The organism is Caballeronia sp. SL1002 (assembly GCF_057814995.1).
This window is the reverse complement of the sequence record NZ_JBYMUW010000005.1, coordinates 1012016-1026355: the sequence shown is the minus strand read 5'-3', so window position 1 is coordinate 1026355 and position 14340 is coordinate 1012016. Positions and strand designations below refer to the sequence as shown.

The window sequence follows — 14340 nt, the reverse complement described above, 5'->3', positions numbered from 1 at the left end:
AGTACGCCGGAATGTGCGCTTCAAGCGTCCAGAAAACGTCCATCCGCGCTTCCAGAAACGCTCGTCGCCGGGAAACGACACTCATGCTGCAATGCAATGTAAATCGCGCGAGCGTCTATGACTTGTCCATCGGGATGAGTACCGAGGCAGACGGTGTCCTCGGGATTCAGTGGTCGGCCGAACCGCACCGGAGCCTTATGGGACGGGCATTTTGCTCATTGGAAGCCGTTGCGGAGAGTAGAGACGCCCTTCAGGACGCGTTCTTTTTGATCGACTACGCTGAATCGAGATGCCGCGCCGACCGCGTGCGGCGACCCTTCGCGCTGGTCTACCCGCCGGCGCGCTTTGCTGGCTGCGACGATCTCGCGCCGGTCAACGCAACGCCCGCCGAGAACCGTCATGCGCCGACCGCCTTCCCACGATGATTCGTCCGCCGCGAACCTTTGGCCGCTCGAACGCCAAGCCGGCGCGCCGTCCGCGTCGGCGCAGGAAAATGAACGCAGTGGCGTCAGCAGCTTCGCTCAGGCGTCGAAGTGCTTCGTGCTTGCGTGGTCGGTCGTGGAATTGCCGTGGGAACTCGACGCCAGCAGCGACGTGCAGGAGGTCGCCGCCATCGTTGCGGCAAAAGCGCTGCTATTCGCGATCGTCGGATTTTCGCTGCGCGGTTCGCGGTTCGCGCGCTATGCGTTTCTCTTCGTCTGCCTGATGAGCGTGCTCGCCATGGCGCCCGAAATTCCTGGCGAATATGAGCGCTCGCGGCTGCTGGCGGCCCTGACGGCAGTCGAATGTATCGGCAAGCTCGCGGCGTTCGCCGCCGTCGCCCTCGACTTCCGGCGCGGCGTCTGACGCTTTTGGCGCCGCGTGCCTGTTTGTGCGAAACGCTTATGCCAAATGGTCGATTGTCGCGTGCATCGCGCTTGGTTAATATGGTCCGACGATGATGGCTCCCGAATCGCGCCTCACCGGTTCCCCCTGAGTTTGAATTGACCGATGTTCTCTTTGGAGATTGCCTGATGCTTCGAATCCGAGTGGTTTCCGTAGCGATAGCCGCATCGATCGGCCTCGCGCTCGCCTGGGCGCCGGTTGCAATGGCGCAGACGCCCGCCGCCGATACCGCTGCCTCCGTCGCTAAGCCGAGCAAGAAAGCTCAGCGCAAGGCGGCACGCGACAAGAAAAACGCGGAACTGAAGGAACTCGAGAAGAACGGCTATCAGCCGGGCGGCAGCCAGACCAACTACCCGCAAAATCTCCAGGACGCGCAGAAGAAGGTGGATGCGTCGAAAGCGAAGCCGGCGTCCGCGCCCTGATTCCAGCAGCATCCGCAAAGAACCGCCTTGCGCGGTTCTTCGCGGTGCGCTTTGAACGCTGAACTTGCACGCTCGATTTTCACGCTGAATGCGTACGCTAGACGCGCTCGCGCCGGCGCCGGAACGCCCACCATCCGGCGAGCACGGTAAAGGTCGCGACAATCACCACCATCAGCCAGAAGCCGTGACGGTTTTCGGCAAACGGAATCCCGCCCACGTTCATCCCGAAAAAGCCCGCGACGATATTGATCGGCAGCGCGAGCACGGTGACGAGCGTCAGGGTGAAGAGCGTCCGGTTGCTTTGTTCATCGAGACGCGTCGCGATTTCTTCCTGCAGCAGCTTGATTCGCTCGATCAACCCGGCGAGATCGCCGAGCACCAGCGAAAATTCCTCGGTCGCGTCGCGAAGATCCTGGACGTCGTGCAGTTGCAGCCAGCGCGGCGGCCGCGCCAGCAGGCGGAAAACCGAGCCGGGCTCCGGTGCGAGCAGTCGTTGAAGGCGCACCAGCACGCGTCGCATCGCGCCGAGGTCGGATCGGCTGGTGGGCGCGCGCATCGAGAGAAAGCGGTCTTCGATACCGTCCAGTTCGACGCTCGTGCGCCGGACGATTTGCACGAGCAATTCGGCCTGATCGCGCAGCAGATGCGTGAGCAGTTCGGCGGGCGAGCGAAATACTTCGCCGCGCCGCACGGATTCACGGAGCGTGTCGACCGATCGCAGCGGCTTCAGCCGCGCCGTCACCAGCAGTTTTTGATGGGTGTAGACCCAAAGCGTCGCGATCTCCGCGGGCGTCAGTTCGAAATTGAAGATGACATCGTTGATGACGGCGAGCAGTGCGCCTTCCTGATGCTCGATTCGCGTCGAATGTGAACCGTCGCGTAAGGTTTCGAAGAATGTTTCGGGCAGTCCGAGGTGCGTGCGGATCCAGCGTTCGCTCGAACTATTGGCGAGATCGAAATGGAGCCAAAGGAATTCATGGGCCGGCTCGGGCTGTGCCATCCATACCGCAGCGCCGTCCGAATCGATCGGCACGCCGCACTCGTCCCGGGTGAAACGAAAGCCGCAGACCAGCCCCGAAAAATCGGAGCCGTAACGAGGAAGGCCGGGGCTCGGCGAGTGGGCGGTGGGAGGCGTCATCGGCTTTTTGGTTGGGCGTTTGACGGGTATTTTCACATCGCCGCGCGCCGCGCGCACCCCTTTGCCCGTCCCGAAAAACATTTGACTCGGTCTGAGGAAACGAACACATTCTTGTCACATTCTGGCGATAACCTATCGCCACGCAAGGCGGTCTCCGCGGCCGATACGGCTCGGGCGCCTGGTGAATTCGGGGAGAAAAACGGTGGATGAGCGCGACGAACAAGACGAACCCACGCAGACGACAGCAACCGGCTTGACACAGCTTGCCGCGCGGATCGGCGAATTGCTCGGCGAGAAGTCGATCGACAGCCGTTTCGGCGCCAAGCTTCTCAAACGTCTGGAGAAGGAGGGGAAGCTGGTTGAAGAAGCCGGGCCGGCGCATCTGGGCAAGACGGAAAAGGCCGCATTGCGCGATGCGCTCGCCTCGCTCGACCGCGCGCTGCGTCAGAGCGACGCCAGTCTGCTCGTGCAGGCGAACGCAAAACTGCGCTCGGACGACGAATCGGTGAGCAAGCGTCGCAAGCCTAAAAAAGGCGAATCCGAATAGAAATTGCACGACGCCGGCGGCGAGATCGCTTGTCGCTGGCGCGAAAAATGCTCTGCTTTCGCTCAGATGAATTTATCGAGCGCTCATGCAATCAGTCTCCCATTCCCCAAAATGTGCGTTGTGGACCGACCGTAGTGTCGATGTCGATGTTGAGCGCTGGCGCATTCTGGTTGTCGACGACAACCCCGCAAGCGCAGAAAGTCTTTCCGCCGCGTTGGCGTCCGACGGCTACGACGCGCGTTTTGCGCTGAGCGGAGTGGATGCGCTGCGGGCCATCGACGGTTGGGTGCCGCACGTGATCGTGCTCGATATCAGCATGCCGGAACACGATGGATTCGCCACCGCCCGCGTGCTGCGCCGGATTCCGCCGACGCGCAATGCGGGCATCATCGCGTTCACCGCGCTCGGCGAGGATTACGTGCGTTTGCGAGGTCTCAGCGCTGGTTTCGACGGTTATTGCCAAAAAGGCAATCCCACCGGCGAACTGGTTCGGCTGATCGGACAAATGGTTCACTGACGGCTTCCCATGGAAGCTGTCTGTAATTTAATTTCCGCGTATTGAGCCATATCAGACGATGTCGCTAGACAGGCGCGACGAATCGTCACGTTTAATTGTTTTGTCCCCCAAAACAACCGAAAATTCGGGGTTTTCTGTAGCTCCTTATCCCATATGACTTTCAGCGAAATCCTTGCACTAATCGGACCGGGATTGTTCTGCGATCTTGAAAAGTGAATTGAAATTCATTGAGATAATAAATTGATAGTAGGGGTATACACTGCATTTCATCGACCAGCAGCACTTCCCAGCCAGACCGCTGCGGCGCTTACCCTGAAACGAATTTGGAGCTCACCATGCAAAAGAATCTGATCGCTACTCTCCTGATCGCTGTCTCCGCTGCTGTTGCAGCACCGGCCTTTGCCAGCGGCTACGGCCCGGCACCGTCGTATCGCCCGAACGTCGGCGCACCGGTCTCGCAACGCGGCCAAAGCGCGCAGACGATCGCAGCCGAAGAAGCCACGTACAGCACGGACGGACGCGCGTTCGGCGGCTCGACCGCTTCGCTGTCCCAATCCGGCGCACGTGCTCAAGGCGGCAACACGAACACGGCCGGTCAATAAGGCCAACTGAACGCGCGGCCGGTCAACCCGGCCAAGCGCGCTCCGAAGCAGTAAAACACCGACGCCCGGTGAATTCCGACCCAAAAGGTCTCGATTCACCGGGCGTCGGTGCGTGTGCTATTAGCAGACGAATAACATCGGAAAAAACGCGCTGATGCGTTGCAATATTCGCCCGGCTTTCGTCTACCGGGCGGCTGCGTGCGCTACACAACCGTTTGTGATTTCTTAAGTTCCCGTGCGCTCGAGCGCGTCGCGCATCACGGAGGCCAGTTCGGCCGCAACGAACTTCGACACATACGCGTTCGCGCCGACCTTGCGAACGTGTTCCTCGTTGGCCGATCCCGACAGCGACGAGTGAATCACCACCGGAATATGCTGCAATGCAGCTTCCGATTTGATCCGGCGCGTCAACGTGAAGCCGTCCATTTCCGGCATTTCGAGGTCGGTCAGCACGAGCGCGATCTCATCGCTGACCGTCGTGCCGGCTTTGAGCGCGCGTTCCTGCGCGCCTTCGAGGAAATCCCACGCTTCCTGACCGGTTTTGGTCATGACGAACGGCACGCCCATCGCGGTCAAACTTTGTTCGATCAGGCTGCGCGCGACGCCCGAGTCGTCGGCGGCGAGCACTTTCGAGCCCGGCTTCAGACGCAGACGGCCGGTATTGGCTTCGTTGATCTCGGCTTCGCTCGACGGCAGCACATCGCGCAGGATCTGCTCGACGTCCAGCACTTGCGCGAGCCGCGTGCCGTCGACGTTGCCATCGAGACGCGCGAAGCTCGTCACCGTCTTGCCGCTCGAATGCGATTCGGCGGACAACACCTGGTTCCATTCCAGACGGACGATATCGTCGACTTCCTCGACCGCGAAACCTTGCGTCGTCCGGGCGAATTCCGTCACGAGCAGGATTTTCGGCCCGTTTTTCGGCCGGCAGCCGGTGACTTTCGCCAGATCGATGACTGGAATGATGTGTCCGCGGATATCCGCGACGCCGAGGATTTCCTCGTTAGCGCCGGCGACGACCGTGATGGTCGGCATGGCGAGAATCTCGCGTACCTTGAACACGTTGATGCCGTAAAGCTCGCGCTGCTCCGAGTCCGGCGCTTCGCCCAGACGGAACAGCAACAATTCGAACATGTTGCTGCCGGCGAGCCGGACGCGCTGTTCAATATCCTGTTGTGAATTGCTCACTCTTTTTCCCTCGTTCCCATGCTTTCGCGATACCGCCCGAGGCATCGGCCTCAAGCAACGGATTCCTGATTAGCGGCAGCGCATCGGCAAACTGAAGGAATTTCGCATCGCAACGAGGGTTTACCGCGTCCCCGGATCCGGCCCCTCGACCGAAGAACACACATTTGTGCGCGCCGGCGAGCGCTTAAGCGGGGGCGTCTGTCCTATACTTTTTGAATGATCGGGGTAATCGACACGTAAGTGCGACCGTGCAGAAGCGCGGCGGCCCCGGTTGCGGGCGTGCATCGGCCGATGCACGCCGTGTGGTCAAAGGAGGCGCTCGATGGCAACAGTCGCACAGGTTCTCAACGCGAAGCCCAATCAGAAGGTGGTCACGATCGATGCGACCGCGTCGGTGTTCGACGCTATCCGCACGATGGCGGAGAAGCATATCGGCGCGGTTTTGGTGACCGAAGGCGAGGAGATTGTCGGGATCGTGACGGAGCGCGACTATGCGCGCAAGGTCGTGCTGATGGATCGCGCGTCGCGGCAGACGCCGGTGCGCGACATCATGACCACGCAGGTTCGTTATGTGCGGCCCGATCAGACGACTGAAGACTGCATGGCGCTGATGACCGAAAAGCGGATGCGGCATTTGCCGGTCATCGACGGCGGCAAGCTGATCGGGATGATTTCGATCGGCGATCTGGTGGCCAATATCATTTCCGAGCAGCAGTTCACGATTCAGCAACTCGAGTATTACATTCGAGGCGAACATACGTAGGCGCCGTTGGGGGTGGTCGGGGTAAACCGTCTGATGCTCCGGCGCTTTCTGGGAACTTGCTTTCGTGTCGGTTTATTAGCACGCCGCTATGCGCGGCAGCAGTCACTTTCTTTGCTGCTGCAAAGAAAGTAACCAAAGAAAGCAGCTAGGGTGCCTAAGTGTCCACCACGAACGGCTTCCGGGAGTGGTGCGCAAGCTGATTGGGCCATCGCACCACCAAACTGAGTGGAGCCGCTCATTCATCCCGGCAGGCATAAATGCCTGCCGGAACGGCATAACCGAATAAACCAAACCGAGCGCCGGTTTGTAGGTACGCCCGTCGTCCGAGCGCAGCGAGGACGGACCTGACAGATGCTGTGCCAATACCAACGAATGCGAGTTGCCATAGTCAGCCTGCGTGCCTATCTGCAAGGTTATGGGTGGTGGACACTTAGATGGATAAGCTGCTTTCTTTGGTTACTTTCTTTGCTGCTGTGTACAGACCGGAGACATAGTTGACACATGTACGAGGACATCGTTGACACCTGATGTTCAGGGTTTTACTGCTTTCAGGTCAAGTTTTGCAACGCGTTGATGGGCAAACCAGAACTCAATTACGCCGTCTTCGTCGTGCTTTGGACGTGCGGCCACGTACAGCCCTTTGAGCGCAGTCGACAGACGCAGCGCCTCGCCTCTGAAACGCACCAGGCCATTTGAATTGACCCGCAGCACCTCGTCGGCAGGCCCGTATTGCGGTTCTGGCAGATGCTCGGGCATCGTCCGCGGGCTGGGCTGGTAGCGGCTCACCGGCGTCGCCAGGTCCAGCGCCTCATGCGGGCGTTGCGTGTTGTACACCTGTCGCCAGCGTTCGAACTCCTGCTGCACGTGGGCGTGGGTCGTGAACACGTGCCGCGCCAGCACTTCAGCTTTCAGCGAGCGATGAAATCGCTCATCCTTGCCATTCGTCTGAGGATGATACGGTCGGCTGTAGCTCACGTGAATACCCAGTCTGATCAGCCACACCGCGAGCTCGGTCAACTGGCCCGGCGCGCTCGGGGAGCCCCAAGGCGCACCGTTATCGGTATTGATGCGTGACGGTAGCCCATAGCAGCGAAACGCCCGCTCGAGCTCGGTCTGCACGACTTCCGTGGTTGTCCGGCCGCAGGCGGCGAGCACGATGTTAAAGCGCGAGTGATCGTCGAGCACGGTCAGCGGCGCACAGCGGCCACCCTCCAGGGTCGGGAAATCGCCCTTGAAATCCATCTGCCACAGCGCATTCGGATGCTCGTGCTCGAAGCGCTGCCAGGGCCGCTGCGGTCTGTCCTCAGGCGCGTGGAGCAGGTCGTGACGGCGCAGGATCTCGGTGATCGTGGAGGGTGCGGGCACATTGGCGTGGCCGAGATCTTGCAGACGACGCTCGATCTTGCGTCCGCCCCAGCCGTACTCGCGGCGCAGGTCGAGCACGACGGCGACGATCTCATCGGATGAGCGCGCGGGACTGTCGTGCGGACGACGCGAGCGATCGACGAGACCTTCAAGGCCTTGCGTCGAGTGGCGGGCAAGCCACTTGTAGCCGGTCTGGCGGCTGACGTTGAAACGTCGGCACAACTCGCTGAACGGCACGCTCCGTTGGGTGGCGAGTTGAACGAATTCCTGTCGGAGACTCATGGTGTCTTTTACGTTCCAGGGCATGGGAGGATTTCGGGCGTTCGATTACCCGAAAGTGTCAACCATGTCTCCGTACACCTGTCAGCTATGTCTCCGGTCTGTACACAGCAGCAAAGAAAGTGACTGCTGCCCCGCATAGGGGCGAGCTAATAGACCTACACGAAAGCAAATTCTCAGAAAGCGCTTGCATAGGCTAGCTATGCCCAACGTCCGCGCGCAGCGAGGAGGGAACTGACAGGAGCTGTGCCGATATGAACGAATGCGAGTTGCCCGAGTCAGCTTGCGCGCCTATCCGCGAGGCCATTCGAGGTGGACATTTAGACGGACAAGCTGCTTTCTTTGGTTACTTTCTTTGCAGGTAGCCAAAGAAAGTGACTGCTGCCCCGCACAAGGGCGAGCTAATAGACCTACACGAAAGCAGGTTCCCAGCATGCACACGCATACAAATGCAAAGCGCAAGCAGGCCAGAACCGCCCGCTCGGGAACGGGCAAAACGCTGATAAACCGTAAGCCCGACAACTTCCCCGCAAGCGCCGCCCAAACCCACAATCCCCCCGCGACCCTCGCAAAACCCTAGTGCATGGCAGCCCAAGCCAGCGAAAGCGAAAACACCCCAAGTACGATCGATGCCCCGCGCTGGACCTTGACCGGATCGACCCACGGCACCGCGCCGCTGCCCATTCCCGCTCCGAACGCGATCCACCCAAGCGCGACCGGCATGAGCAGCGCGGCGAATCTGCCCATCGCGAAAACGTACGCATACGCGCTCCCAAACGCGCTCGCCGGAAAAATCGTGCTCGCGAACAACAAGCCCTTCGGGTTCAGAACGGTCGCGACGAACAGCGTGCCGATCGTGATCGACGGCTGGCCGACGTCCGCGCGCGCCCGGGCCGCGCGCCACATCCGCACGGCGAGCCACGCGATATACCCGCCGCTCGCGATCTGCAACGCGCTCGCAAGCCACGGAAACGCTTTCGCGGCCGCGAGCAGAAAGCATCCCCACACGGAAATCGAGAGCAGATAGCCCGCGAGTTCCGCGCCGATCAACGGTAACGAGCGGCGCACGCCCTGGCGCAGTCCGGCAGCCGCCAGCAGTGTATTGGTCGGTCCGGGCGTGATCAGCACGAGCAGGATGCCGAGCATGAAGATGGCAGTCGATTCAGCGTGCATTGCGAAAAAAGTAGGTGAACGGGTGGCTTTTTACCATAGTCCGACCCGTCAAAAAATTCGACGGGGCCACACCTGTAAGGCAATCGTTATATTGTGCGGACTTGCCCGACTCACTTCTGCACTGGAAAACGCGAACATGATTTCTTCAGACACGCTGCCTGCAAGCACCGTCACACGCGCGCGCGAAATTCCCGCCGACGCACCGTTCTATATCGTGATGAACGGCGGCTCGGGCCGTCGTCAAGCCGATGCGACCGACGCCATGCTCGCGCGCGTGCTCGGCGGCGCGGGCCGGCGCTATGAACTGCGTCTGGTCGACGATCCCGCGCGCCTCGCCGATACCGCGCGCCAGGCGGTGGCCGATGCCCGCGCGCACGGCGGCGTCGTGGTCGGCGCGGGCGGCGACGGCACGCTGTGCGCGGTCGCGGCGGAAGTGATCGGCAGCGGCTGCGCGTTCGCGGTGCTGCCGCGCGGCACGTTCAACTATTTCAGCCGCGATCACGGCATCTCGGCCGATCTGGAAGAATCGACGCGGCTGTTGCTCACCGCGCGTGCCTATCCGGTGCAGGCGGGCGTCGTGAATGGCCGGGTATTTCTGGTCAACGCCAGTCTCGGTCTGTATCCGAAACTGCTCGAAGATCGCGAGATCTACAAACAGCAATTCGGCCGAAGCCGGTTGATCGCGCTCGGATCGGCGCTCGTTACGATGCTGCGGCGGCATCGCCATTTGCGGCTCCATATCGACCATGAAGGCAACCAGCAGGAACTGCGCACATCCACACTTTTCGTCGGCAATAACCGGCTGCAACTGGAACAGATCGGCATGAAAGAAGCGCCGCTCTTGGAACGCGGCTTGCTTGCCGCGATTGCGCCGCGCGCGGTCGGCCGCTTCAAGCAGATTCTGCTGTCGCTGCTCGGCGCGGCGGGCCGTCTAAGCGATGCCGACCACGTCGTCAGCTTCGCGTTCCGGCGCATCACCGTGACGCATCCGTCGAAAAAGCCGCGCCGCGTGAAGATTGCGACGGACGGCGAGGTGACGTGGCTCACGATGCCGCTCGAATTTCACGTCGCGCCCGAACCGCTTTTCCTGCTCAAACCGGAACCCGAGGTCGCCGAGGCCAACCGCTCATGACGTTGCTGCTTCAGATCTCCGATCCGCATTTCGGCACCGAACGCGCGCCCGTCGTCGCTGCGCTGCTGCGGCTGGTCGAGCAGATGCCGCCCGATCTCGTCGTGATGTCGGGCGATCTCACGCAGCGCGCGCGCCGCTCGCAGTTCAGCGCGGCGCGCGCGTTCGTGGACCGGTTGAAGCCCGTTCCGTCGCTCGTCATCCCGGGCAATCACGACATTCCGCTCTTCAATCCGCTGATCCGCGCATTCGATCCCTACGCGAACCATCGCCGCGCGTTCGGCGACGATCTCGAACCCGTGTTCGAATCGCCGGAACTGCTGGTGATCGGGCTGAACACGACGCGCGCGTATCGTCACAAGGACGGCGAAGTGTCGATGCGGCAAGTGCGGCGCGTCGCCGGGCGGCTCGAACGCGCGTCGTCCGGCCAGTTGCGCGTGGTGGTGACGCATCAGCCGGTCGCGGTCACGCGCGCCCGCGACGAGGCGAACCTGCTGCACGGACGCGAGCGCGCCGTGCAGCGCTGGGCGCGCGCGGGCGCGGATCTCGTGCTCGGCGGTCATATTCATCTGCCGTATGTGCTGCCGCTGCACGATCTGTTCGGCGGCCTGCCGCGCCGGATGTGGGCGGTGCAGGCGGGGACGGCGTTGTCGTCGAGGGTGCGCGGCGAGGTGAACAATTCCGTCAACCTGATCCACTACACGGCCGACGAGCGGCGCGCGGTGATCGAGCGCTGGGATTATTCGGAAAAGACCGCTGAATTCGGGCGCATCACGCATCACGAACTGAACTTCGATATCAGCGCCCCGCAACTGGCGGCGACGCCGTGACGCCCGAGACCGTCGATCCCGCGCTGCTTGCGCTGGCGCGCGCGGCGGGCGCGCACGCGCTTGCCGGGTTTTGCGTGCTTTTGATCGTCGTCACGGGTGCAGTGCTGGCTGCTTCGCGGCTCGTCGACCGTTACGGCGTCTCGCGCGAAACAAGCCGGATTTCGGCGCGCACGCGTCTTTTTGTGTATTTCTCGCTCAGCTTTTTGCTGATCGCGGGTGCGGGCGCGCTATTCGCCGCAATCGCCGACGAAATCGGCGCGGGCGAAACGCTGCCCATCCTCGATCAGGCGTTTTCGAGCGCGGTAGGCGAAGCGCTGCCGCCCGGCGTCGTGCGGGCGTTCGCGTGGATCACGCATCTCGGCGATCCGTGGGTGCTCACCGCGTGGTGTATCGGCGGGGCGCTGGTGCTCTTGCTGTCGCAGCGGCGGCTGCTCGCCTTCGGACTGGTGCTCGCGATCGCCGGCAACGGCCTGCTCAACACCACGCTCAAGCACATTTTCGAGCGTGCCCGCCCGGTTCACGACGTGGCCGTGGCGACGGCATCCGGCTGGAGTTTTCCAAGCGGCCACACATCGGGTTCGCTCGTGACCTACGGCATGCTTGCCTACGTGCTGCTGCGCACGCTGCCGCCGCGCTGGCACGTAAGCGTGCTCGTCGCGGCGAGCGTCGTCGCGGTGACGACCGCATCGAGCCGCGTGTTCCTGCGCGTGCATTTCGCGAGCGACGTGCTGGCGGGTTTTGCGTCCGGCACGGCGTGGCTGGTGGCGTCTATCGTGAGTATCGAAATGATTCGGCGCGCACCTTGGCGCATGCGCAAACCAGTGCGCTAGCGCGGCTCGGCGGGGCGGATCGCGAGTTCGGGAAAACCGGTGCGCGGATCGAGTTCGCGCGTGAAACGGTGCGCGGGCAAATACGCAATCAGAATCTCGGCTGTCGTGCGCACGACACAGCCCGTCGCGACATGCCCGCCGATCACGCGGCCTTCTGCGTCGGCGACGCTAATATGAAGATGCGCGCCATCCATCGCCAGCGACCCTGCGAGCGTGAGAATTTCGAGATCGCCGCGCAATTCGGTCGTCGTGTCCACGCCCGCGTAACGCAGTTGCGCGACGCTCAGGCTGCCGATGCCCTGCAACACGAACGCGGCGCTGAGTTCCTGCTCGCGGGCGGCGGCCTCTAGCGCGCCTCGCAAGTCGTCGCCTGGGGCGAGCCGCAGCGGATGAGTTTCCATGAGAGGGCGCATTGAACGTGCTCCGCGAGTGCCGATGGTTTCATGGGGCCGGAAAGTGGACTAATCGGCCATTTAGGGCCATAGGGCCAAAAAACCTATGATGGCATGATGTGCGCGGATGCCGGGCCTCGCGGCGTGCGGGTTTGCCCCACAAACGCGTGTCGATACGCTGAAAACACAGCAAAAACGCGAAGGAGACGCAGATGACCACCGAATTGACGATCCTGGCCTGGGTGCTCGTGCTGGCGCTCGTCCAGGTGTTGCTGCCCGCCGTGGTGCGCAGCCGCGAGACCGGCATCGCCTACAATGCCGGCCCGCGCGACGAATCGGGGCCGCCCGTCGGCCGTCTCTCCGGACGTCTGCGGCGCGCGCAGCACAATCTTTTCGAGACGCTGCCGGTGTTCGCAGCGGCCATTCTGATCGCGCATGTCGCCGGGCGCGAAAACGCGCTCACCGAGCGCGGCGCGTGGCTGTATATCGCCGCGCGGGTGATCTACGTGCCGCTGTACGCCGCGGGCGTGCCCTACGTGCGCTCGCTCGTGTGGCTGGTGTCCGTGATGGGCATCGTCTCCGTGCTGATTCCAATCATTTGAAACCGCTGTCTCCCGGAGCTGCAATATGAACGACCAACCGCCCACCATCGAAGTCGAAACGTCGCCGGATCCCGAATTCGCGGTGATCCTGATGCACGGCCTCGGCGCGGATGCCAACGACTTCGTGCCGCTCATCTCGGAACTGCGCTTAGCCGATGCGCCCGCCGTGCGCTTCGTGTTTCCGAACGCGCCGGAGATCGCGGTGACGGCCAACAACGGCTACGTGATGCGCGCGTGGTACGACATTCTGTCGTTCCAGGGCATCGACCGGCGCGTCGACGAAGCGGGAATCGAAGCCTCGTGCATCACGATCCGCAAGCTGATCGCCGAGCAGAATGCGCGCGGCATTCCCACCCGCAAGATCTTTCTGGCCGGCTTTTCACAAGGCGCGGCGATGACGTATTCCGCCGGGCTGACGCATCCGGAAACGCTTGCCGGGTTGATCGTGTTGTCGGGATATCTGCCGTCGCAGGCGCTGATCGAGGCGAATTTCAGCGAAGCGAACCGCGCGACGCCGGTGTTCGCCGCGCACGGCACGCAGGACGACGTGCTGCCGATCCAGCTCGGCGAACGCGCTCGCGATTTCGCGACGACGCAGCGCGTGCCGGTGGAATGGAACGCGTATCCGATGCCGCATTCCGTGTGCGCCGAGGAAATCGACGCGCTGCGCGTCTGGTTCAACGCGCGGCTCGCGGCGGCGGTTTAATCCGTGCAGAGCGTCTGATCGTAAAGCGCGCGCACGGCGTCGGCGTCCACGGCGATGCAGACCGAGCACGCGGGACGCTCGTCCCATTCGGGCGCGGAAACGGACATCGACGCGGGTTTCTGGATCGTCATGCCGCGCGCGATTCCGCGGGTCACGACGCGCACCGGACCGCGCCGCGTCTCGTAAAGATGCGGTGCGAGCAGATAGGCGGCGGCCGAGAAATCGTGCACATAAATCCCGTCGATCCCCGCGCTCTTCCGATGAAAATCCGCGTAATGACGCGACACCGCCCACACGAAGCGCCCGGCTTCGCCGCCGCGCTGGGCGATATCCGCGAGCCAGTCGTTCGACATGATCGTGTTCTGCGTAACGTCCAGCCCGACGATCGAGACCGGCCACGCCGCGCCCAGCACGCGGTCGGCGGCGTCCGGATCGGCGGAAATATTCGCCTCGGCGGCGGGTGTGACATTGCCGTACACGCCGCCGGTGCCGAACGCGCCGCCCATGATGACCACTTGTCTGACGTATTGGGCGAGGTCCGGATCGGCGTCGAGCGCGAGCGCCAGATTGGTCAGCGGACCGACCGCCAGCAACGTCACTTCGCCGGGCCGCGCGCGCACGGTATCGATAATGAAACGGCACGCGGATCGCGCGTCGAGCGGCGCATCGCCGGGCGCGGGCGGCGGCAGATCGAGATTGCCGAGGCCATCGTCGCCGTGGATCCAGCCGACCGGCGCGGGCGCGTCGCCATCGAGCGGCGCGGCGGCGCCTTGCGCGACGGGCACGCCCGGCGCAAAGCGCGCGGCGAGCGTGCGCGCGTTGCGCGTGGTGGTGTCGATGGTCGCGTTGCCGAACACGCTCGTCACGCCAAGCAAGTCGATATCGGGATGCCGGGCGAGAAACACGAGCGCCATGGCATCGTCGACGCCGGGGTCTGTGTCGTAGATCACATGATGGCGGGTCATCGCGCGT

At 62.7% G+C, this 14340-nt stretch carries 18 protein-coding genes; 12 read left to right on the top strand and 6 right to left on the bottom strand.

What is annotated here, in order from left to right:
- The first annotated feature begins 83 nt into the window (after positions 1-83).
- The 3 genes from AC3D25_RS28990 (at position 84) to AC3D25_RS28980 (ending at position 1307) form a co-directional block, all read left to right on the top strand.
- Entirely contained in the window at positions 84-425 is a 342-nt protein-coding gene (locus AC3D25_RS28990; protein WP_488891919.1) for a hypothetical protein, read from the top strand.
- On the top strand, positions 400-846 hold the full coding sequence (locus AC3D25_RS28985) for a hypothetical protein (RefSeq protein WP_488891918.1): 447 nt from the start codon (positions 400-402) through the stop codon (positions 844-846). The genes AC3D25_RS28990 and AC3D25_RS28985 overlap by 26 nt, the downstream gene beginning before the upstream one ends.
- A gap of 167 nt (positions 847-1013) precedes the next feature.
- On the top strand, positions 1014-1307 hold the full coding sequence (locus AC3D25_RS28980) for a DUF4148 domain-containing protein (RefSeq protein ID WP_488891917.1): 294 nt from the start codon (positions 1014-1016) through the stop codon (positions 1305-1307).
- 97 nt (positions 1308-1404) lie between these two features.
- Here AC3D25_RS28980 and AC3D25_RS28975 read toward each other — a convergent pair whose 3' ends face one another.
- The gene (locus AC3D25_RS28975) at positions 1405-2445 is read right to left on the bottom strand and encodes a transporter (RefSeq protein WP_488891916.1); all 1041 of its coding nucleotides are present in this window, start codon (positions 2443-2445) and stop codon (positions 1405-1407) included.
- A 202-nt stretch (positions 2446-2647) separates the two neighbouring features.
- On the opposite strand from AC3D25_RS28975, the gene AC3D25_RS28970 reads away from it, so the two are divergent.
- The 3 genes from AC3D25_RS28970 to AC3D25_RS28960 all read left to right on the top strand — a co-directional run bounded on the left by AC3D25_RS28970 (position 2648) and on the right by AC3D25_RS28960 (position 4111).
- Positions 2648-2992: a hypothetical protein gene (locus AC3D25_RS28970; RefSeq protein WP_488891915.1), complete on the top strand. Its 345-nt coding sequence runs from the start codon at positions 2648-2650 to the stop codon at positions 2990-2992.
- An 85-nt stretch (positions 2993-3077) separates the two neighbouring features.
- Positions 3078-3509, top strand: a complete 432-nt coding sequence (locus AC3D25_RS28965; protein WP_488891914.1) for a response regulator — start codon at positions 3078-3080, stop codon at positions 3507-3509.
- Between the two features lie 335 nt (positions 3510-3844).
- Positions 3845-4111 (top strand): hypothetical protein, encoded by a 267-nt coding sequence (locus AC3D25_RS28960; RefSeq protein ID WP_488891913.1) that lies wholly within the window; start codon positions 3845-3847, stop codon positions 4109-4111.
- Between the two features lie 225 nt (positions 4112-4336).
- On the opposite strand, the gene AC3D25_RS28955 is transcribed toward AC3D25_RS28960, so the two are convergent.
- Positions 4337-5299: a chemotaxis protein gene (locus AC3D25_RS28955; protein ID WP_488891912.1), complete on the bottom strand. Its 963-nt coding sequence runs from the start codon at positions 5297-5299 to the stop codon at positions 4337-4339.
- Positions 5300-5621: 322 nt separating this feature from the next.
- Between AC3D25_RS28955 and AC3D25_RS28950 the strand changes: the two genes are divergently transcribed.
- A complete protein-coding gene (locus AC3D25_RS28950; protein ID WP_488891911.1) occupies positions 5622-6062 on the top strand; it encodes a CBS domain-containing protein in 441 nt (146 codons plus the stop codon).
- Positions 6063-6593: 531 nt separating this feature from the next.
- On the opposite strand, the gene AC3D25_RS28945 is transcribed toward AC3D25_RS28950, so the two are convergent.
- Both AC3D25_RS28945 and AC3D25_RS28940 read right to left on the bottom strand, forming a co-directional pair.
- On the bottom strand, positions 6594-7733 hold the full coding sequence (locus AC3D25_RS28945) for an IS481 family transposase (RefSeq protein WP_488891910.1): 1140 nt from the start codon (positions 7731-7733) through the stop codon (positions 6594-6596).
- Between the two features lie 549 nt (positions 7734-8282).
- Positions 8283-8852, bottom strand: coding sequence for a LysE family translocator (locus tag AC3D25_RS28940; protein ID WP_488891909.1), 570 nt, complete (start codon positions 8850-8852; stop codon positions 8283-8285).
- Positions 8853-9015: 163 nt separating this feature from the next.
- Between AC3D25_RS28940 and AC3D25_RS28935 the strand changes: the two genes are divergently transcribed.
- From AC3D25_RS28935 to AC3D25_RS28925, 3 genes are read left to right on the top strand one after another with little or no spacing between them, the layout of a single operon-like run.
- A complete protein-coding gene (locus tag AC3D25_RS28935; protein WP_488891908.1) occupies positions 9016-10011 on the top strand; it encodes a diacylglycerol/lipid kinase family protein in 996 nt (331 codons plus the stop codon).
- Entirely contained in the window at positions 10008-10838 is an 831-nt protein-coding gene (locus tag AC3D25_RS28930) for a metallophosphoesterase family protein (RefSeq protein ID WP_488891907.1), read from the top strand. Before AC3D25_RS28935 ends, AC3D25_RS28930 begins: the two co-directional genes overlap by 4 nt.
- On the top strand, positions 10835-11668 hold the full coding sequence (locus AC3D25_RS28925; protein ID WP_488891906.1) for a phosphatase PAP2 family protein: 834 nt from the start codon (positions 10835-10837) through the stop codon (positions 11666-11668). Before AC3D25_RS28930 ends, AC3D25_RS28925 begins: the two co-directional genes overlap by 4 nt.
- Here the strand turns inward: AC3D25_RS28925 and AC3D25_RS28920 are convergent.
- Entirely contained in the window at positions 11665-12069 is a 405-nt protein-coding gene (locus AC3D25_RS28920; protein WP_488891905.1) for a PPC domain-containing DNA-binding protein, read from the bottom strand. The two genes, AC3D25_RS28925 and AC3D25_RS28920, sit on opposite strands and share 4 nt — an antisense overlap.
- 203 nt (positions 12070-12272) lie before the next feature.
- On the opposite strand from AC3D25_RS28920, the gene AC3D25_RS28915 reads away from it, so the two are divergent.
- Both AC3D25_RS28915 and AC3D25_RS28910 read left to right on the top strand, forming a co-directional pair.
- Positions 12273-12662, top strand: a complete 390-nt coding sequence (locus tag AC3D25_RS28915) for an MAPEG family protein (protein ID WP_488891904.1) — start codon at positions 12273-12275, stop codon at positions 12660-12662.
- 25 nt (positions 12663-12687) lie between these two features.
- A complete protein-coding gene (locus AC3D25_RS28910; protein ID WP_488891903.1) occupies positions 12688-13368 on the top strand; it encodes an alpha/beta hydrolase in 681 nt (226 codons plus the stop codon).
- Here the strand turns inward: AC3D25_RS28910 and AC3D25_RS28905 are convergent.
- Positions 13365-14333 carry a nucleoside hydrolase gene (locus AC3D25_RS28905; RefSeq protein WP_488891902.1) on the bottom strand — a complete coding sequence of 323 codons (969 nt, stop codon included), beginning with the start codon at positions 14331-14333 and terminating at the stop codon, positions 13365-13367. The genes AC3D25_RS28910 and AC3D25_RS28905 overlap by 4 nt on opposite strands.
- Positions 14334-14340 lie beyond the last annotated feature (7 nt).

Excerpts from the sequence above, each read along its gene's own strand:
- AC3D25_RS28990 (WP_488891919.1), top strand. The coding sequence starts at position 84 with ATGCTGCAATGCAATGTAAATCGCGCGAGCGTCTATGACTTGTCCATC.
- AC3D25_RS28985 (WP_488891918.1), top strand. The coding sequence starts at position 400 with ATGCGCCGACCGCCTTCCCACGATGATTCGTCCGCCGCGAACCTTTGG.
- AC3D25_RS28980 (WP_488891917.1), top strand. The coding sequence starts at position 1,014 with ATGCTTCGAATCCGAGTGGTTTCCGTAGCGATAGCCGCATCGATCGGC.
- AC3D25_RS28975 (WP_488891916.1), bottom strand. The coding sequence starts at position 2,445 with ATGACGCCTCCCACCGCCCACTCGCCGAGCCCCGGCCTTCCTCGTTAC.
- AC3D25_RS28965 (WP_488891914.1), top strand. The coding sequence starts at position 3,078 with ATGCAATCAGTCTCCCATTCCCCAAAATGTGCGTTGTGGACCGACCGT.
- AC3D25_RS28960 (WP_488891913.1), top strand. The coding sequence starts at position 3,845 with ATGCAAAAGAATCTGATCGCTACTCTCCTGATCGCTGTCTCCGCTGCT.
- AC3D25_RS28950 (WP_488891911.1), top strand. The coding sequence starts at position 5,622 with ATGGCAACAGTCGCACAGGTTCTCAACGCGAAGCCCAATCAGAAGGTG.
- AC3D25_RS28945 (WP_488891910.1), bottom strand. The coding sequence starts at position 7,733 with ATGCCCTGGAACGTAAAAGACACCATGAGTCTCCGACAGGAATTCGTT.
- AC3D25_RS28940 (WP_488891909.1), bottom strand. The coding sequence starts at position 8,852 with ATGCTCGGCATCCTGCTCGTGCTGATCACGCCCGGACCGACCAATACA.
- AC3D25_RS28935 (WP_488891908.1), top strand. The coding sequence starts at position 9,016 with ATGATTTCTTCAGACACGCTGCCTGCAAGCACCGTCACACGCGCGCGC.
- AC3D25_RS28930 (WP_488891907.1), top strand. The coding sequence starts at position 10,008 with ATGACGTTGCTGCTTCAGATCTCCGATCCGCATTTCGGCACCGAACGC.
- AC3D25_RS28920 (WP_488891905.1), bottom strand. The coding sequence starts at position 12,069 with ATGGAAACTCATCCGCTGCGGCTCGCCCCAGGCGACGACTTGCGAGGC.
- AC3D25_RS28915 (WP_488891904.1), top strand. The coding sequence starts at position 12,273 with ATGACCACCGAATTGACGATCCTGGCCTGGGTGCTCGTGCTGGCGCTC.
- AC3D25_RS28910 (WP_488891903.1), top strand. The coding sequence starts at position 12,688 with ATGAACGACCAACCGCCCACCATCGAAGTCGAAACGTCGCCGGATCCC.
- AC3D25_RS28905 (WP_488891902.1), bottom strand. The coding sequence starts at position 14,333 with ATGACCCGCCATCATGTGATCTACGACACAGACCCCGGCGTCGACGAT.